19 protein-coding genes are annotated in these 19,220 nt (G+C 39.7%); 6 read left to right on the top strand and 13 right to left on the bottom strand.

What is annotated here, in order from left to right; genetic code table 11:
- Positions 1-6: 6 nt before the first annotated feature.
- Positions 7-879 (bottom strand): crotonase/enoyl-CoA hydratase family protein, encoded by an 873-nt coding sequence (locus AB6T38_RS02075; RefSeq protein WP_372545659.1) that lies wholly within the window; start codon positions 877-879, stop codon positions 7-9.
- 191 nt (positions 880-1,070) lie between these two features.
- On the opposite strand from AB6T38_RS02075, the gene AB6T38_RS02070 reads away from it, so the two are divergent.
- Complete coding sequence (locus AB6T38_RS02070) at positions 1,071-1,697, top strand: TetR/AcrR family transcriptional regulator (protein WP_372545658.1); 627 nt, start codon at positions 1,071-1,073, stop codon at positions 1,695-1,697.
- Between the two features lie 3 nt (positions 1,698-1,700).
- Here the strand turns inward: AB6T38_RS02070 and AB6T38_RS02065 are convergent, their stop codons facing one another.
- On the bottom strand, positions 1,701-3,320 hold the full coding sequence (locus AB6T38_RS02065) for a GMC family oxidoreductase (RefSeq protein ID WP_372545657.1): 1,620 nt from the start codon (positions 3,318-3,320) through the stop codon (positions 1,701-1,703).
- Positions 3,321-3,544: 224 nt separating this feature from the next.
- On the opposite strand from AB6T38_RS02065, the gene AB6T38_RS02060 reads away from it, so the two are divergent.
- Positions 3,545-4,270: a DUF1439 domain-containing protein gene (locus AB6T38_RS02060; protein ID WP_372545656.1), complete on the top strand. Its 726-nt coding sequence runs from the start codon at positions 3,545-3,547 to the stop codon at positions 4,268-4,270.
- Here AB6T38_RS02060 and AB6T38_RS02055 read toward each other — a convergent pair.
- Positions 4,267-5,766: a wax ester/triacylglycerol synthase domain-containing protein gene (locus AB6T38_RS02055; protein WP_372545655.1), complete on the bottom strand. Its 1,500-nt coding sequence runs from the start codon at positions 5,764-5,766 to the stop codon at positions 4,267-4,269. The two genes, AB6T38_RS02060 and AB6T38_RS02055, sit on opposite strands and share 4 nt — an antisense overlap.
- A gap of 28 nt (positions 5,767-5,794) precedes the next feature.
- The gene (locus tag AB6T38_RS02050) at positions 5,795-6,445 is read right to left on the bottom strand and encodes a TetR/AcrR family transcriptional regulator (protein ID WP_372545653.1); all 651 of its coding nucleotides are present in this window, start codon (positions 6,443-6,445) and stop codon (positions 5,795-5,797) included.
- A 332-nt stretch (positions 6,446-6,777) separates the two neighbouring features.
- On the opposite strand from AB6T38_RS02050, the gene AB6T38_RS02045 reads away from it, so the two are divergent.
- Positions 6,778-7,542, top strand: a complete 765-nt coding sequence (locus AB6T38_RS02045) for a ParA family protein (protein WP_372545652.1) — start codon at positions 6,778-6,780, stop codon at positions 7,540-7,542.
- A gap of 71 nt (positions 7,543-7,613) precedes the next feature.
- On the opposite strand, the gene AB6T38_RS02040 is transcribed toward AB6T38_RS02045, so the two are convergent.
- Entirely contained in the window at positions 7,614-8,816 is a 1,203-nt protein-coding gene (locus AB6T38_RS02040) for a DUF445 domain-containing protein (RefSeq protein ID WP_372545651.1), read from the bottom strand.
- Between the two features lie 446 nt (positions 8,817-9,262).
- On the opposite strand from AB6T38_RS02040, the gene AB6T38_RS02035 reads away from it, so the two are divergent.
- Complete coding sequence (locus AB6T38_RS02035; protein WP_372545650.1) at positions 9,263-10,750, top strand: DUF3336 domain-containing protein; 1,488 nt, start codon at positions 9,263-9,265, stop codon at positions 10,748-10,750.
- A gap of 288 nt (positions 10,751-11,038) precedes the next feature.
- On the opposite strand, the gene AB6T38_RS02030 is transcribed toward AB6T38_RS02035, so the two are convergent.
- From AB6T38_RS02030 to fadR, 3 genes are all read right to left on the bottom strand, one after another.
- Entirely contained in the window at positions 11,039-11,635 is a 597-nt protein-coding gene (locus AB6T38_RS02030) for a hypothetical protein (RefSeq protein ID WP_372545649.1), read from the bottom strand.
- A gap of 105 nt (positions 11,636-11,740) precedes the next feature.
- Positions 11,741-12,094, bottom strand: coding sequence for a phasin family protein (locus tag AB6T38_RS02025; protein ID WP_348492641.1), 354 nt, complete (start codon positions 12,092-12,094; stop codon positions 11,741-11,743).
- A 261-nt stretch (positions 12,095-12,355) separates the two neighbouring features.
- Positions 12,356-13,066, bottom strand: a complete 711-nt coding sequence (gene fadR / locus AB6T38_RS02020) for a fatty acid metabolism transcriptional regulator FadR (RefSeq protein WP_372545647.1) — start codon at positions 13,064-13,066, stop codon at positions 12,356-12,358.
- A 263-nt stretch (positions 13,067-13,329) separates the two neighbouring features.
- On the opposite strand from fadR, the gene nhaB reads away from it, so the two are divergent.
- Positions 13,330-14,916: a sodium/proton antiporter NhaB gene (gene nhaB, locus AB6T38_RS02015; protein WP_372545646.1), complete on the top strand. Its 1,587-nt coding sequence runs from the start codon at positions 13,330-13,332 to the stop codon at positions 14,914-14,916.
- Positions 14,917-14,939: 23 nt separating this feature from the next.
- The gene (gene dsbB / locus AB6T38_RS02010; protein WP_372545644.1) at positions 14,940-15,464 is read left to right on the top strand and encodes a disulfide bond formation protein DsbB; all 525 of its coding nucleotides are present in this window, start codon (positions 14,940-14,942) and stop codon (positions 15,462-15,464) included.
- Between the two features lie 54 nt (positions 15,465-15,518).
- Here the strand turns inward: dsbB and AB6T38_RS02005 are convergent, their stop codons facing one another.
- Genes AB6T38_RS02005 through rnd form a run of 5 tightly spaced genes read right to left on the bottom strand, consistent with a single transcriptional unit; the run spans position 15,519 to position 19,170 of the window.
- On the bottom strand, positions 15,519-16,070 hold the full coding sequence (locus AB6T38_RS02005) for a YcgN family cysteine cluster protein (RefSeq protein WP_372545643.1): 552 nt from the start codon (positions 16,068-16,070) through the stop codon (positions 15,519-15,521).
- Between the two features lie 2 nt (positions 16,071-16,072).
- A complete protein-coding gene (locus AB6T38_RS02000; protein ID WP_372545641.1) occupies positions 16,073-16,741 on the bottom strand; it encodes a fumarylacetoacetate hydrolase family protein in 669 nt (222 codons plus the stop codon).
- A complete protein-coding gene (locus tag AB6T38_RS01995) occupies positions 16,742-17,731 on the bottom strand; it encodes a lytic transglycosylase domain-containing protein (RefSeq protein ID WP_372545640.1) in 990 nt (329 codons plus the stop codon).
- Between the two features lie 9 nt (positions 17,732-17,740).
- Positions 17,741-18,022 carry a YcgL domain-containing protein gene (locus AB6T38_RS01990; protein WP_372545638.1) on the bottom strand — a complete coding sequence of 94 codons (282 nt, stop codon included), beginning with the start codon at positions 18,020-18,022 and terminating at the stop codon, positions 17,741-17,743.
- On the bottom strand, positions 18,022-19,170 hold the full coding sequence (gene rnd / locus AB6T38_RS01985) for a ribonuclease D (protein ID WP_372545637.1): 1,149 nt from the start codon (positions 19,168-19,170) through the stop codon (positions 18,022-18,024). The genes AB6T38_RS01990 and rnd overlap by 1 nt, the downstream gene beginning before the upstream one ends.
- Between the last annotated feature and the right edge of the window lie 50 nt (positions 19,171-19,220).

Raw genomic sequence — 19,220 nt, 5'->3', positions numbered from 1 at the left:
TTACAATTATTTGTTGGTCATCATCGAGCTTTTATCCAATAACTCAGCATATTGTGGCATCCGCTTTTCGGTTTGTGCCGCCATCGCCTCTTGGACATCAGGCATTTGAAACATGCCAGATTGCCAGGTCGCCATATAAGTAAGGCTATCTTGCACACTATGATCTCGCGTGTAATTGATCATTTCTTTACATCCCGCCACAGCCATAGGGGAATTTAAGGCAATTTTTTTGGCAATCTTCATCACTGCCGCTAACATCGCTTCCTGATCTTCAAACACACTATTCACAAAACCTTGAGCCAAGGCTTCCTGGGCACTCCAATTTCTGCCGGTATAGGCCAACTCTCGCACTAAGCCTTGGGGAATTAAATTAGGTAGTCGTTGCAGTGTGCCCACATCGGCGGTCATACCGATTTCCGTTTCCTTAATGGTAAAAAACGTATCTTGCGTACAATAACGACAATCTGCTGCACAAATCATGTCGACTGCTCCACCTATTACCCCACCATGGGTTGCCACTAATACCGGCATTCTGACTTGTTCAAGGGCATTAAAAGAATCTTGTAATTCCAACACTGAACGTCTCAATCGTTCTGCTCTGCGTGCAGGCTCGCCTTTAAAGTCTTTTGCCATTTGCGCAAACACTGACAAGTCCATACCTGCACTAAAATGTTTTCCTTGGGCTGAAATAACAATCACTCGCGCAGCCGATTCATGGTCTATTTGTCGAACAGTTTCCGGCAACTCATGCCAAAACACCGGGATCATGCTGTTAAGTTCTTCGGGGCGAGATAGCTGAATATGGGCAATATGATTTTCTATTGATACCGTTAATGTGGTTAATTTCGAAAAATCTAAATTTGTATTTGCGGTTTCCAAAACGATTTTCTCCAAGTTAGTACACTGATGATAAGTAAAACACGCCTACAAAATTATGGCTGTTTAGTTAGCTTATGCGCACCTATAAATTGGATGAATTCTTGGCTGGAGCGCGTAAACCCTGCCCATCTAGACAATGTCAAGATAAGGTAATATGTTGACGCTGTCAAGATCTATGATAAAGTGCCGGAATGAAAGATAAAAAATCCCCAAAAGCCCGTTACCATCACGGTGACTTGCGAACTAGCCTGATATTAACGGCTTCCTCCATGCTTAAAGACAATGGTGTAGAGAACCTATCTTTGCGTAAGCTCGCTGATCAGGTCGGTGTATCACGCACTGCCCCATACCATCATTTCAAAGATAAAAATGAGCTTTTGTGCGCTATAGCAGAACAAGGGTTTTCCCATTGGAAACGGCAATTGGAGGGGATATATGAAAATCCAGATTTGAATGAAGAACAGAAATTTAGGGCTTTTATCCACGGTTACATCAGTTACGCAGCTCAGAACCCGGAAATGTATGATCTTATGTTCGGACGAACAATTTGGAAACAAAATAGCGCAACAGATTCATTGAAAGACATCGCCTACCCCACCTTTCAATTTCAAGTCAAAATGACTCGAGATTGGCAACATAACGGTTTGTTGCCTGCTAGTTTAGATACACTGCGGTTATCTCAAGTTACTTGGGGAACAATTCACGGTATTGCGCGTTTATTGATAGATGGTATTTATGCAGATGCCAGTCATATTGATGAGATGTGTGAAACAGCGTTAAGAGTATTCGTATTAAATCGTCTAGAAGTAGATAAATAACAACTAAAGCCCATGCTGTTGCTTGATCATGTCAGCGGCTTTTTCAGCAATCATGATAGTTGGAGCATTAGTATTGCCTCCGACCAAACTGGGCATTACTGATGCATCTATCACCCTTAAGCCTGTTAGCCCTTTCACGTTTAACTGGCTATCTACTACAGCCATAGGATCTTCGACACTGCCCATTTTACAAGTGCCAATTGGATGATAAATAGTTTCCGCTCGTTTACGTAAATAAGTCAAAATCTCTTCATCGGATTGAGCTGCAATACCAGGGCCTATTTCTCGAGCTCCATACTGAGCAAACTCGCTAGTAGCCAATATATCGCGTGCTTTACGCACGCCATCTATCATCACGGCTATATCATCTGGATGGGTTAAATAGTTGGGATCGATAACGGCTGGTTCCAATGGATCTGATGATGCTAATCTGATTTCACCGACACTTTTTGGGTATAAACAACAAACGTGTACCCCATAACCGTAACCAAAGGCGGTACTGCGACCGTGGTTTAATAATATTGCCGGTAAAAAGTGATATTGCAGATCAGGGCGGTCTGTGGCTAATTTTGATTTTGCAAATCCGCCCGCTTCGGCAATATTGGATGTCATCAATCCTTGGCGTCCAAATACATATTGGAAAACAGATTTAATATACCTAGGCAATGATGGCAATGCCACGGCATAACTTTCTTTGGCTTCACATCGCTGCTGCACAATAGCATCTAAATGATCTTGCAAATTTTGCCCTACACCCGGCAGATCAACCAGAGTTTCTATGCCATGTTCGGCTAAATGGGCTTTAGGGCCAATGCCAGATAACATTAATATTTGCGGACTATTAATCGCGCCGCTACTAAGGAGTACTTCTCGTTTGGCTTTAAGATGAATAGATTGACCTTTGTGATGTAACTTCACACCAGTGGCAAGATTATCTTCAATGACAATCTGTTCAACTTGTGCGTGAGTAAGCACGGTTAAATTAGGACGGTCTAACGCGGGCTTTAAATAACCTTTTGCACTAGAACATCGTTGCCCGTTAACTTGAGTGACCTGATAAAAACCTAAACCTTCCCGTTCTTTTAGGTTGAAGTCTTCTAAAATAGGCATACCCACTTGTTGTGCGCTTTTAACAAACGAACGAGACAACTTGTTGGTATGACGTAAATCATTGACATGCAACAAGCCCTGATCACCATGGTTATCACTGGCACCATGTTGTTGACGTTCAGACTTAATAAAGTAGGGTTTAACAGACTGCCAATCCCATCCCTGTGCCCCTTGGGCTTGCCAGTCATCATAGTCTTTTTGATCACCACGTATGTAACACATGGCGTTGATTGAACTAGAACCGCCTAAGGTTTTACCTCTGGGCCAATATAACTTTCGATTATCTAGGTTTGCTTGTGCTGCGGTATTGTAATTCCAGCCGACATTTTTAATTCGTGAAAGCAATGACAGACCAAAGGGAATATGAATTAAGGGATTACTGTCTTTTCCGCCCGCTTCAAGTAAACACACCTGAACATGAGGATTTTCAGTTAAACGAGAAGCCAATGCCGAACCTGCCGACCCTGCACCAATAATAATAAAATCAAATTGGGTTTGTGTTAATTCTTGCATGTTGGCTTCTACTTCACAGTTATTAATGGATACAGAAAAATACGTAATTTAGTTAACAGGTCAGCGTAACTGATCTGATGTCTTACCAGTTAGTTTACCAAAAAATAAATCCAGTTGTTACTTTAATGTACAATATGACATAAATAAATAACGTCTAACTTGACATTAAAAGCCCCACACACTCACACTTAGCAATGGACTAGGATAAATAAGTTAATAACTAAGTGGCAGAAACTCTTCGCAAACGATTTTCATTAGGCTTCCATAAATGGATGGCTAAGTGGATGATAAAGTTAGGTAAAATACGCCATGTGGATTATACCATTGAAGAGCTAAATGCTTTGGCAAGGCCGCATTTTCCGCAAACTTTCGACGTAGAAGTACCAGTAGGTAAAGGCAGATTTACTATTCTTGATGCCGAAGTAGATATTCCCCGCAATAGCGACACAATAAAAGTACAACTCTATTCAAGTCTCGATATTGATGCCGTCGGCAGTCCTCTCTACCGTGCCCATTTGCTGATTATTTTAGATGTCATTCCAAAATATAATGTTGAAAACAAGACTGTGGTTATTGATTCATTGAAATTAGATTCAATCAGGCTGGTGAATGACGAATATGCATTACTTAACGATTCTAAGCAGTTACTCGCCTTAGTCTTTCCCAAAAGCGTGCAAAACTTAATATCTGGTACCTTCAAGTCAGCGTTAGGTTTAATGACTGCTGGCAGCTCAGATATTGCCGCTGACTATCTACACTTATATTTATCGGGAAGCAAACAACGGGTACTGGATTACCATAAACCTCAGATTATAAAGTTATTAGATGAAACCAAACAGAACCCCGAGTTCGTTTACAAACTGGACGAGAATGATTGGCAGGAAGCCTTATTCATTCAACTCGGCCAGTTCGTTTGTGTTGAGCAGCGCTGCATTAGATTTAAATTCTAAGCAGATTTTTTTGTTGCTTCATCCGTATCCAAATGCTCATGATCAGCATCATCCACATAGACTTCATCATCGACAATAGACAGATCGGTTTGTCGCACTCTTTCGCCTATATCATCAATATTCAACGAAGGATCATCGATACATTTTTCAAGCATTTCAAACGCTTCGGTGAAATAAACCGATAAAGTTTCCAACGACTTTACGTTCTTATCACAGCACACAATACCCACATTAGCCGTACCAGCATAGGTAATTAACGTGATGTTTACCCCGCCCCCAGGTGTCATGGTTGAAATCGGATAACAAGCTAACAACTTACTGTCTTTTAAATAACGCACATCTGTGGGACCAGGTACGTTAGAAATCAGAATATTGGCTATAGGACGAACAAAGTCAGATAACTTTAACATTTCAAATATTAGCGAATAAGACTGTATCAGCACAGTGTAGTAGCTAAAGGCTAAAGGTCTAGAGCGTTTTGCTGCCCGTTTCACAATGCGGTGATTCTCAATAATCTGGCGTAAGCGTAAGTATGGATCATTTTTACCATGGGCCAAACGCACGGGTACTATGGCAATTTTGTTGCCTGCGGCTTGGTCTCCCGGTTTACGCAAATTAATTGGCATATTGGTGTATAGGGCTTTTTTAAAAGTATGACCTCTATCCATTAAAAACCGATGAACACCAATGTCAAAACAGCAGAGTAAAATTTCATTTGCAGATGCCCTAGCACGCTTACTTAAGCCCCTTACCCGAGCAAAATTTAAATCTACAGTTGAAACAACCCTACCTTTTTTAACTTGGCCTGTTAATAAAGTTTTGGTGCCTGAAAAAGGCAAAGGCATATAGGTTGAATTGATTCGAGTCAACTTCATCAGTAAACGCAACACAATATAAAGTAAGTCAAAAACCACCATAAATAACTCAAAGGCCCCTCCAAAAATTAAGGTTAATATTCCTAATTTTCTGCGTTTTCGACTGCGTCTCTTAGCAGCCCATACGGGTATAAAGGCATCTGTATTTTTCTCTGGTAAATAGCCTGCTTGGAACCAGCGAATTAACGTTGCCCCATCACCGTAAAGGTGATGCACCTTGGCATAGATGGCATACACGTTACTGTGATTGTCAGTAATAAAATGGTACTGCCAAAGTGGTTTATCGCGATCCAACCACTGTTCATGGAGTTTGGCGACAAACTTGTGTAAGGCTTCTTTGTCATTTACATCGTCAACTACATGATATTTAACATGGTAATCCATATCTAAAGTTTCAATTTCATTTAGACCAATGGGAAAGCCCATGAAACTTTTGACGGTGCCGTTGAAAGGACTAACGCCTTTATCGAATTGCTTCACCTCTGTACATAGGTCTTCAACATAGCTAGGGGAAGCATCTTCTGGCATTTCCAAAAGCTGCAAACTTGCAACATGTTTTGGGTTATCTTCAGACTCAGTAATCCAAAATGTTTTGTCGAGAAATGATAGTTTTTTACTCAATCTCAATATTCCTTAAACGTACGGATTTTTAGGAAACGCCTAACGCGCTAACCAAAGTTTGAGTTGCGATTGCGTCTTGCAAATGATGCAGCTCCCCGGGCGGTAGATTAATATATGGTAATACCGCAAATAGAATCGTAGCTAAGCCTTTATACAAGTGAGTTTCATCGCTGATATTTTGACCTTTTAAAGCATAATAGTTCGCTGATTGTGTAAACACTAGACCAACCAGCTCAACAATCTGTATCCCTTGATGAAAACTGGCCTTTAAACTGCCATTTTGAATGAAAAACATGATTAATTTTTCAATGCTTTTTTCTTGTGAGAGTATCAGCAACTTAAACTTTTTAGCCACCAAGGGATAGTTCTCAGCCAGATTGGCCTGATTATGAAATAGGAATTGGAAATGATGGCCTTTTTCTAAAATAACGTACAAAAAATAAAAAAACTCTTCGATACTCAAGTCTTTGTTAACAGCTGAATTAAACGCTGTATCTATCTGATTTTTATACAAATCAAAAAGTGCTGCCACTATGACTTCTTTGCCTTTGAAGTGATAGTAGAGATTACCGGGACTAATATCTAACTCAACTGCAATATCAACACTACTGACATTACTCTCCCCGTGTTGGTTAAATAAATCCAACGAAGTGACTAGTATTTTCTCTGCCGTTTTCATAGTGAACAACCAAAGTTAGTCGAAAATTTTCTTACATTGCCAATTAAAACATCAACCCTTTACAGGGAAATAGGTAGCGGTTGCGCTTTAGGCCAATAATATTTTTTACCTATCATTCCATAAATTATTAACAACATACAAGTGCTACAAATAAATTATTAGGTTATTCATTTGAATCATAATTGCGGTAAATTATGTTTACTTTCTGTTCATTAACCTTATTATTTAATTACAAGATAGCAAATATTCAAAATGTGTAATTGCAAAGGTCGCACCCTTGTAGAAGCAAACAAATCATTTTTCCAGCAACCTAAAACCCAGAGGCAATCCCATTGATTAGAGTGCTATTTAACAAAAAAGGTGGCGTAGGCAAATCGAGTTTAACCGTTAACTTGGCGGCAATTTCAGCGCACCATGGCCTAAAAACCCTATTGGTCGATTTGGATACCCAATGCAATAGCACAGCCTACCTTGACGCCATTAAAAAGGATGATGATTGCACTATTGCTAACCTATTTGAACAAACCATTACGTTTCATTTGCATCGCAAACCACCAAAAGCGTTTTGCCAGCCGACTAAAATAGAAAACTTGGATATTATTGCTGGTTCAGAGCGTTTGTCCGAATTAGAAAGTGAGTTAGATAGTAGGCATAAAATATATAAACTAAAAGAAGCACTAGAAGCCCTTGAACAGGATTATGACCGTATTTACATTGATACAGCGCCTGCCCTCAATTTCTATAGCTTATCAGCTCTTATTGCCGCTTCTCGTTGTTTAATTCCTATTGATTGTGATGATTTTGCCAGACAAGGTTTATACAGTCTGCAACAGAAAATAGCCGAAATTAAAGAAGATCATAATCCGAATTTAAGCATTGAAGGTATTATTGCCAATCAGTTTATGAGCAATGCAAACCTTCCCAAACAAATTATCAATGAACTATTAGACGAAGAATATCCGGTTTTATCAGAATATGTGGCTCAATCAGTAAAAATGCGAGAGTCCCATCAAGCCAAACAACCATTGATCAAACTCGCTCCTAAACATAAATTGACATTATCCTTAGTCGGCATTTTTAATCTGATTGAAAAGTAAGGTGAGTAAACAGACCCTAGCGTATGAACACAGAGACGAAAAATTAGCGGCACTAAATACCGCTAAATATCTTAAATCAAATAGAGTTGCATAAAGCCGGCTATCATCCCAAGAATTGCACCAACCACAATCAATTTCCACTCATCGGCTTGATAAGCTGGCCGCAACACGCCTTCGAACTCTTCAGGGGTAAGTAATTGCATTCGAGCGCACAAATCATCCCCAACTCTTAGGGCATCATTGGCATATTCGTGGGCATATTGCAGATATTTATCAGAGCTATCGAAAATCATTGTTACCGCAAGTTCTTTCATTCGATAGTATTTTTCGGAACCGACCCCCAATGCAAAGTATGGTTGAGCGATTGCCACATAACGCTCGATAGCATCATTAACGTGCAGTTCAATTAATTCCAAAAGTTGCTCTGAGCCTGAGCCGTGCAACACAATGTCGGTAATATTTTTGGAATTGATTAACTTTTTCTCAATGATTTCCGAATACACCTCAGAGACTTCTTTTTGACGTTTTAAAAACATACCTTGAAAGGTGAACCCACAAAAACGAATGGGCTTTTTAGGCTCAAAAATGATTTTAATTGCAATCCAGTTAGTGGCATATCCAACAATTAAACCACCTAGAGGCAAAATCCACCAACTTTGGAACCAGTACCAGAAAGCCATGGTGGGTAAACCAAACAGGAAACCAAAATACAAACCAGAGCGTTCAATAAACGGAAATTCTTTTTCACCCGACCTCAAGAAGATTTCATTAATAAGCTCGGGGTCATTAACTAAATGTTCTACCACCAATTCTTTGATATCCAGTATTTCATCCACATTGTGTTTGAAATCATCTACCATTTTGGCAACGACATTGGGAATATCAGCTTCAACTCGTTTGTATACCAAGTTTTTCGCCTGCACAGGCATGGACGCCCACATCTGCGGTGCTGACTCCTGCATAACTTGATTGACTATTTTTCTTAATACTTGCTTAAGGCGACGTTGAATGGATGCGGTTAATTTGTCTGCTTCAATTCTATCAGCGAGTTCTTGGACACTAAGTAACTTTCCTAAAACCAGTTCTACTTCTATTTCGGCCATTTCCTTGCGTTTCATTGGAATCAGCCCTTGCCAACCAAAAAATGGACGAACACCAATAAATTCTATTGGATAAAACATCATTTTAACTGCAAGAAAGTTAGTTGCCCAACCAACTATTCCACTGGTGATAGGGATCAGCAACAACAGGTAATTTTCTAAAATCCATTGCATAAGTAGCGTGGATGCCTTTATTTAGTTAACCAGAAATGAAAAACAAACTCGATAGATAGCTAAGTAGTAGAGTCTGCTGCTTAATAAATCAACGCCTCTAAGTTTACCCTAAGCTAGTTCCTTAGGTCAGGCTAAACTTTGCCATTACAATGGTCAATCAAATTTATGCTATTGATTATAAATACTATAATAATGGAGCAGGTGAAAATGCATGAAATCTTATCATTTCATGCAAATTGGGTAGCCTTTTCTAATTTATTGTTTTATTAATAAAGCATACTAATTGCTAATGTTTATTTAGCTTGTGTAATGTTAGCTTTTAAGATCCAAAGCTAAATATATCGTTTCAAATATCTAAATTTATTGATTCAATAATCAGATTTGAAACCTCTTAATTTGATAGTCCTGGTACGAAAACGTTTACTGGGTTAAATAGGTTGAACCATATGGCTTACTCGGATTCCCTTAGGGAATTAAATGCTGCAATCAAACATGCAGAAAGTTATGAAGAGTACAAGGAAGCCTGCCAGGAACATGATGAAATATCTGGCGCTGAAGAATGGAAAAGTAAAGATGCTTGCAAAGAGTATGACTACCGTCTTATTCGTAAACGAGTGCAACGCATAAAATTAGCTCGCTCTCGAGGTGATGCATTAGGATTGATGTCGATACTGCATGAAGGTATCCACGGAAATTTAGGTAATATAGCCAACTCTGCGATTAAAAATCACAGCAAAATTGGCACTAAATACCTGATTCAAGAATTTATCGACCAAGTATGTGAGTCTTTAGATTTTATATACCATGCAGATGAATCTGAAATTGATTTTTACGAGAAGCTATCTTTCTTTGATGAAACTGCCCATGCATTTGGACAGAGTTGTCTAATGTTAAGTGGCGGCGCCGGTTTAGGTTTTTTTCATGGTGGCGTAGTTAAGTCCTTAAGTGAGCATGATTTACTTCCAGATGTCGTTTCTGGGGCTAGTGCAGGCTCAATTATCGCAAGTTTGATTGCTACCCGCACTAATGAAGAGTTAAAAGAGGCGCTAGAACCTCAGAATATTTACGAAAAATTCAGCAATTGGCGAATTTGGCAGGGCTTTGGTCGAAATAGCCTAATGGACAGCTCTAACCTCGAAAATGCATTAATAGAATTATTCGATTTAATGACTTTTGAAGAAGCCTTTAAAAAAACAGGTCGCCATGTGACTGTAACGGTCTCACCGTCAGATTTACATCAATATTCTCGTCTACTTAATGCCAAAACCTCTCCTAACGCAATTATTACGCAAGCAGTGCGAGCGTCATGCGCAATTCCTTTGGTGTTTAGTCCTGTACAATTAAAAGCCAAACAAGCAAATGGTAAAATAGTACCTTACATTCCAAATCGCCGCTTCGCGGATGGCTCTTTAATGGCTGATATGCCATTTAAACAGTTGGCCCGTCTATATGGTGTTAACCATAGTATTGTGAGCCAAACTAACCCTATTGCCGTGCCCTTTTTATCCCGAGATAAAAAAGACACAAGAGGCATTGCAGCTTTGACTTGGCGGCACATTGCAAATATTACCAAGATGAATAGCATCTATGCATTTGATGTTCTAGAAGGTGTAACTTCACACAAAGGCGCAAAGTTGGGTATTCACAAGTTACGCTCCATCATTGATCAACAATATGTGGGAGATATTAATATTTTACCGGAACGAGGCTTCGCAAGTTTAAAACATATATTAGCGAACCCCTCTTTGCGCAGCATTGAAAAATTAATATCAGGTGCAGAACGAGCAACTTGGCCGCAAATTGATCGCATCAAGCGAGATACTCAAATTAGTAAAACCTTCAGTAAGTATCTTAAAAAGCTAAAGAGCAGAGAAGAAAGAGTTTTAACTCAGCACAATGGGCTGCGCTTAGTAGACTCACCAAAGTCTGCTTAATAGATGTCAATCGAAGGCAGAAAATATGATGTTAGGGGCTATTTTGAAAATTTAACTAAGGTCTGGAACTGTCAGATTTAGCCCGTTGATATCTTTTGATGAATATGAATAGTCTGCTCAATTAGCAGTGAAAACTAAAAAATCCTCAGTGTTAACTGGGGATTTTTTTAATTGTAAGGCTGACTAGTTGTGTCTCATTTGACTGGATTATGCTTTTCAATACACTCAAATAAAAGTGCTTTGTTTAAAATACCAACCTAAACACATACTTAATGCCTAAATTAAAAACTACTCTTTATCAGCAGAACTTTTGGTCGCTGGGGCTTTTTTCGCAGCAGGTTTGCGCGTAGTACCAGTAGTTGTTTTTGTAGCAGTTGTTTTTGCTGTACTAGTTGATTTACTTGCAGCCGTCGACTTGGTCGCAGTGGTTTTCTTTGCTGCTGGCTTGCGGGTACTGGCAGGCTTAGCTGCAGTGGTTGAAGCTTTAGCGGCTGCCGGCTTAGTTGTAGATTTCGCAGCAGCTTGTTCAGCGGCTTTTTGCTGCGCAAGTTTAGCGACAACATCGATCAAATTATCAACTTTATTGGAGAGTATTTCTAATTGAATCTCGCGACTGTGACTTTGCATGCCCATTTTACTTTTGAACATTGCAATTTTGCTTTTTAACATCGACTTCCCCTTAAATATTGAGCTGTGTTCTAGTTTAGCTTTAAGATCCGCTTCCACTGATTCACCGCGTACAATCAGGTCTTGTACTAAAGCATTGCCATCTGTATACAATTTGTCCAGTGCATCTGTAGATTTATTTAAACTTTCTCCATAAGCACCAACACTTGCTAACCAGGATTTACGCCCGCTTTCTTCAACAGATTTTATCGCTTTCATAACTCCCCCGACGTTTTTCGTACTTCTCAACACATTTATCAGTTCAGGCGTTGTAAACCTCAATCCTATAGATTAAAGCCTACAAAACGCCTGAGCTTAGTTACATTACTTAGCTGCTAATTTAGCAACAGCGTCAGTCAATGCATCAATTTTTGCAGAAAGCTCTTCTACTTTATCTTCTGAACTTGAAGCGTCTAAACCAAGCTTTTTACGTACCTCAGAAACACGTTCTTCAACATTAGTTTTAGCTTTGATTTTAGCTTTGGCTTCAGTTTCTAATACTTCACCTTTTTCAACTAGCTCTTCAAAGACTTTACCTGCTTCGGTAGTCAACTTTTCATATTGACCTTGAGCTTCATCAAAACTCTTACCATAAGCACCTAAACCAGCTAACCAGATTTTACGTGCAAAATCTTCAGCGTCTGAAACTTTACTTTTGATTGCGTCTAAATTTGTCATGATTATTTCCTCGATTTGTTGACTGTGATTAAGATTAACGATCAAAATTAGAAAGCGCATACTAAAGTCTCAAAATAATCTAAATTAATTTGAGACTTTAGGGCAAGGTGTTGAAAAATATTGATATTTTAATTTTAAAATTAAAAAGTAGTTGAATAGTGCTTAAAGGATTTTCGATATTGGTTTTTCTATCCCTTAATTTAAGGTCAAAACACGGTTGCATATTCTTGGTTCAAAACAAACGAATATACAACAGTGGGTTTAATCGACAAGGTCGTTGGGCATTTCTGCGCGGATCTCGTGCCAGATTTTACCTGACTCAATTCCGTACTCACGAACAACAGAAGCAACTTTATCAAATTCACCAGTATCCGCTAGCTCCATTAACTTTTGGTAATAGTTACGTGATAACTCCCGTGATTTAGGGCAAGAAAAATAGTATCCACCAATTCTGGAGTACAATCCTCTGAACCCATTCATCATTAATACATAGACTTTGTTTCCTGATGCAAACGCCATGTCATGGTTAATTCGATAATCATACATTGCAAAAGCAGCGCCCTCTTCAGGGATATCTTTATATCCTTTAAGGATTTCCTTAACTCGTCGCGCATCATTTTTGATTGCTCCACGGATGAAAACAGCGCTTAAGTTTGTTCTAGCAGCTAACAAATGATCCACTAATTCGGAAATTCCTTCTTGATCTAGACGAGCGAGTGTCTCAAGGATATTCAAGCCCGACGTTTCCCAAAAGTTATTCACTTTGGTGGGTTTACCATGCTGAATTGTTAGCCAACCATCTCGAGCAAGTCTTTGCAATACCTCACGGAGAGTTGTGCGCGTTACGCCTATGAGTTCTGATAACTCACGCTCTGCGGGTAAAATCGTACCTGGAGGGAAACGTCCACTCCATATTGACTCAACAATATATTCTTCTGCAAATCCTGCTGGACTTTGTGCCTTGTAAATCATGCAACGGCTCTCTTATTATCATTTAAGTGTCATGTTATAACTGATTGTACCAGATGAATTTTGTATGGAACAACGAAACTTTAACAGCATGTTAAATATTTAATAGACTTTATCGGTCGCAAAGGTGTGCAATATCTGTTCAAATAGTATCAATTCACTGATTAACAACAGAATTACCTTGCATTTTTTGCACTTACCTTTTAAAAATGAAGGGATAAATAATTGCGATTGCACTTCAAATCGATGAGTAAAAGGACACACCTATGCAAGTTTCTATGACTCAAGCTATTTACAAGAACTTTTTAGGCCATGCACCGGATTGGTATAAACAAGTTATTGTCGGATTTTTGATCTTAAACCCCATTCTGTTTTATTTCGTTAGCACCTATGTAGCAGGCTGGGTATTGGTGTTGGAGTTTATCTTCACCCTAGCAATGGCGTTAAAGTGTTATCCATTACAACCGGGGGGATTACTACTCATTGAGGCCCTCTTTATTGGGATGACATCTCCTTCTCACATGTACCACGAAATAACCGTTAATATTAGTGTGGTGTTACTACTAGTCTTTATGGTTGCTGGCATATACTTCATGAAAGATTTGCTAATGTACTTGTTTACTAAGCTATTGATTAAAATAGAAAATAAACGAGCATTATCTTTAGCGTTTATTATTGCTTCGGCCTTTTTATCCGCTTTCTTAGATGCATTGACAGTCATTGCGGTGATTATTGCGGTGGGGTTAGGGTTTTATAGTATTTACCATAAAGTTGCCTCAGGAAAAGATTTTAACATAGATCATGACCACTCCAGTGACGATGAGATAGCCCAGCCAAGTCGTGACGACTTAGAAAATTTCCGAGCATTTCTACGCAACCTTATGATGCATGCTGCCATAGGAACCGCTTTAGGCGGTGTAATGACAATGGTTGGTGAGCCGCAAAACTTAATCATTGCCGATAAAGCATCTTGGGGATTTGGCGAGTTCTTTATTCGTATGTCGCCGATTACTCTACCTGTATTTATATCTGGGTTGTTAACGGCTTATTTAGTTGAAAAAATGGGTTGGTTTGGCTACGGCGCTAAGTTGCCTCCAGTTGTCCGTGGGATTTTAAGTGACTACAACACGCAAATGGATAAACAACGCACTAAATTAGATACCGCTAGACTATTTACCCAAGCTTTAATCGGTATTTGGTTAATTATAGGCTTAGCACTGCATTTAGCCGAAGTTGGTCTAATTGGTTTATCTGTAATTGTTTTAGCGACTACCATGTGTGGCGTTATTGAAGAGCACTCCATTGGTAAAGCATTTGAAGAAGCTTTACCTTTTACCGCGCTGCTTTGTATATTTTTCGGTGTTGTTGCTGTGATTATCGATCAGGGCTTATTTACACCCGTTATTAACTACGTATTGACCTTCGAAGGTAAAACTCAACTGGTGATGTTCTATTTAGCCAATGGTGTGCTATCCATGGTCAGTGACAATGTGTTTGTAGGTTCAGTTTACATAACCGAAGTTACGACTGCGCTGCATAATGGCCAAATCACTCGCGATCAGTTTGATATGTTAGCCGTTGCTATTAACACTGGTACAAACTTACCCAGTGTAGCCACACCGAATGGTCAAGCTGCTTTCTTGTTCTTGTTAACCTCCGCTATTGCGCCGTTATTACGCTTGTCTTACGGTACTATGGTTTATATGGCATTTCCGTTTACCATTGTATTAACCCTAGTTGGCTTGGCGGCAACTTACTTTGGTTTACAGGAACTAACAGATGTTTTATATAACCTGAACTGGATTAACCACCATGTTCCAGGTGAAGCAGCGGGCGCAGCAAGTGCCCATTAAGTATTAGGATAAGAATCATCAATATGAATATATTTGTATTCTTAGGTAGTTTAGCGTCAACACGATGGGCCTGGTTGACGCTAATGCTATCTGCTTTGGCATTAATTGTGACCGCGCTGTTTTTTCAATACGGTTTAGATCTCAAGCCATGCATTATGTGTATCTATCAACGGACAGCGGTGTTTGGCTTGCTGTTCGCAGGCTTGCTCCCTACCCTTAAAAACAATCTGATCACACGCTTTATCGGCTTTGTGACTTGGGGTGTTTCGGCAATATGGGGGATGTTTACTGCTATTGAACATGTGGGGATCCAAAACGAATCAAATCCTTTTTTCGTATCCTGTGAAATTGTGCCTAACTTCCCGTCATTTCTTCCCCTGCATAATTGGTTACCCAATATGTTTGCTGCCACTGGTGATTGCGGCAATATTGATTGGGAATTTATGAATATGAGTATGCCTGAGTGGATGATTTTTGTATTTGCAATTTATACGGCAGTGTTTTCCATTGTATTGTTTAGCCGTCTTTTTATCCGCCGTAGCTTTTAACTATTATTTCATCTAAAACGAAAAGTTAAATGTAGAAATCGATTAACGCTTAAGTTAATCGATTTCGTTTAATGGCCAAATTACGATGTGATCTTCAAAGTCTCTTTCATCTACATCTCGGTCAAACACGGTTTTGCCCCTTACAGACATACCTGCTTTGTGCATCTCAGATTTTTTGTTCTTATGCAGCAAAGGATGCCAACTTGGGAGACCTTTGCCCTCGTTAAGCCTCCGGTAACTGCAACTGGGCGGCATATAAGCAAGCTGATGAAGATTATCCTGTGAAAGAGTGACACACTCTGGCACCAGTTCATCACGGTCTGCATATTGAGTACAAGCGCATGTTTTGGTATTTAAATAACTACACACAACATTGGTGAAATGTAACTCTTCAGCTTTAGCCTGTTGCGGTGCGTGTTGAGCATCCTCTTGTGATGAGGTGCTGTCATTCGATTCACCAGCATTAGAAAGGCTAACGTCAGAGGCATCTTCATCAATGATTTTGTGTAAACAGCATTTTGCGCAACCGTCACAAACCGCTTCCCATTCTTCACGGTTCATTTGTTTTAATGTTTTATGCTGCCAAAAGTTTGCTTCTAAGCCCATTCTTACCCCAGCACTCTACTGTTCAAACTAAAATGATCATGTAAATGCAAACTCAATTCGTCATCTGCATATAAGGGACCAACACCTTTTGGCGTCCCTGTTAACACTATATCGCCAGGCAACAAGGTGAAAATCTCACTGATTTGTGACAACAATGACGCCACATCCCAGATCATTAAAGACGTGTACCCATGTTGTCTGAGTTGTTGATTGATCTCCAAACTAAACTCTAGACTTTGCAGGTCGGGAATGTTTCCTATTTGAAGAAAACCCGACACCGGACAGGCTCCATCAAAAGCTTTCGCCCGCTCCCAAGGCAACCCCTTAGATTTTAGTTTAGTCTGCAAATCTCGCAGGGTTAAGTCCAGCGCCAATCCCACGCCATAGATGGCAGCTAGACATTCGTTTTGAGACGCACCTTTTAGCGGAGAGTGAATTAGAATAGCCACTTCAAGCTCGTTATGACAACTTCCTAAGGTGCCTGAGGGCAATGAAATGGGGTCATTGACATCACATAAACTGGTAGCAGGTTTCATAAATAATAGCGGATTATCAGGAACTTCATTTCCTAATTCTTTGACGTGATCCACATAGTTGCGTCCAACGCACACGACTTTGCCAACCGGTAACTGAATGGCCTGGCCACTAATACTTTTATGCAAATATGTCATTTAAGACCCCTTTTTAATTCGATCAGCTAGATAACTCACCGCACTGCCAAAATAGGTAGAGCGATTCCAGCGCATAAGTGTATGAAAGTTTGAGTAAACTAAATAAATTCGGCCATTTTCATCATCGGGCATAATTAATGAGGCTTGCAAATCAACATTGGGCAAATCAGAGCCGTCATAGCGTCTCACACCTAATCCTTGCCATGCACTCAAGGGCTGCATTTTTGACTTAGCTAAACCGGCTAGGCTCAAATCAAAGTCTGCAGGAATACGAACTTGTCGTCCCCAGGTAATACTGTCATCCCAACCTTCTTTGCTTAAATAATTCGCAATGGATGCAAATACATCTTCGGGATTACTCCAGATATCTTTTTTACCGTCGTTATCATAATCAACAGCGTAGGTTAGAAAGGAAGTGGGCATGAACTGACTTTGTCCCATAGCCCCAGCCCAAGAGCCGAGAAACTGTGGTTTTTGAATGTGACCTTGTTCTAAAATGGTTAGAGCGGCAAACAACTGTTTTTTAAAAAAAGCCTCTCGACGACCTTCATAGGCTAAGGTGGATAATGCAGAGACGATGGAATAATTTCCCATGATCTTGCCGAAATTGCTCTCGTTCCCCCATAACGCAACGATAAAACGAGGTTGCACGCCATATTCGGCACCAATTTTATCTAACACTTGCTGATGTTGATGATACAAATCGACGGCTTGCTTGACTTTCCAATCTGGTACCCGAGTGTGTAAGTATTTGTCTAAGGTAATTTTAGATTCAGGCTGATTCTTATCTGCCTTAATCGCGCGTTTATAGAATGTGATATCGGCAAAAGCCTGTTCGACAAATTCTGCCTCAAAACCTTCGACTATCGCTTCACTCTTAAGCTGCTCAACATAAACACCGTAACCTTCCTCTGATTTTTGAGCATGTAAGGGCAAACTCAACAACAGAGTTGAAAATAGAACCCAATGCGCTTTCACTCGTTTGATCATTTCGCTTGTTTAACCTTTATTTTTTATTTGAGACTGTTTATGTGCTTTTAGCAAATCTTCATCAGGTGGCGGAAGTTGCAAATAAAAACCGTTTGAATTTAATTCAGTAGTCAACTTATCAATGTCCACTTGTGCTAACTTTTGCCGTTTTTGCAGAGCTAAAATCATCACAAATGTAGGCGTTCCAAAGGTTTGCATAAGGGGTTTTGGCACATCTTCAAAGTTGTCTTTTTGCAAAACATAAAGGTACGTTTGCTGCTTTTTACTACTTTTATAAACATAAACCAGCATTATCTTATCTTCCCGTATTTGCCTACTATTTCAAGAGCTTCATCACCTAACAACTCCCCTCTCCAGCCTTTAATTAAATCAGGCTTTAATCCCATTTCGCGTAATTCATCTTGTTGATGCCAATGGTATTTCAACAATTGTTGAATTTGTTTTTTTGATCCTAAGACTTCAACGGGTATCTCAAGTTGATCCGCTTTTACTTGACACAAGGCTCTGATTTCCGCCGAAGCTTTTTTAAAGCCTTTATGGGTCATCAACCTTTCTACCGGTGGAGGGTATACTTCAATAGGCGCAACCTTGGCTTCTTCAACCAGACTTAGTAAGGCATCTGAGTGGATTCGAGCTTCCTGAGGCGTCATACCATCAATGGCAAAAATAGCGCCTTTGTGGCTAGGTAAAGTACGAGCGACCTCAACCAAGTTAGATTCACGCACAACGAAATTTAAAGCCAAGTCACGTATTCGAGCTTGTTCTATTCGCCACTTAGCTAAGATTTTTAGTAAATACAATGAAATACCTGACAACTTCCAATTGTTTTTAATATTTAAATAAGCTAGATCTGAGGGTAGGTTTATGGATTTCTTCAACGCTAATTGATGCATTTCTTGATAAATCCATTCGGTTCTCCCTAATGCCGCAATTTGCTCGCTCAATTGAGGATAAATTTGCAACAAGTAAAGTACATCATTGGCCGCATATTGACATTGTTCTTTACTTAACGGGCGAGCAATCCAATCTGTTCGCGACTCTCCTTTATCGAGTTTGATATCTAGCATCAGCTCAATAAGGTTGGCGTAGCCAAGTGTCGCCCCTTTATTCAGTAAACACGCAGCAAACTGGCTGTCAAATATAGGGGTTGGGATCACTTTTAAACTATGCCAAAAAGTTTCTAAGTCTTCTGAGCACGAATGCAAGACTTTCACTACATCTGGATTGGCTAACAGATCTACTAAAGGTGATAAATCCTCAATTTTTAGCGGATCTACAAGCACCAACGAAGTCCCATCAAAAATTTGGATTAAACCCAATTTAGGATACAGCGTTCGAGTTCGAACGAACTCTGTATCAACGGCAATAGCAGAAGCGTTACTGGCCTGTTCACAAAAGGACTGTAAAGCGTCGAAAGTAGTTATAAGGGTATATTGCATATGAAAAGATGGACACCTAGAAAATAAAAAACCGACATGAGTCGGCTTTT

Origin of the sequence: Aliiglaciecola sp. SL4, assembly GCF_041538045.1 — a bacterium.
Lineage (GTDB): Bacteria > Pseudomonadota > Gammaproteobacteria > Enterobacterales > Alteromonadaceae > Aliiglaciecola.
Note: the sequence above shows the minus strand (reverse complement) of the source record. Positions and strands in the feature narration are given on the sequence as shown.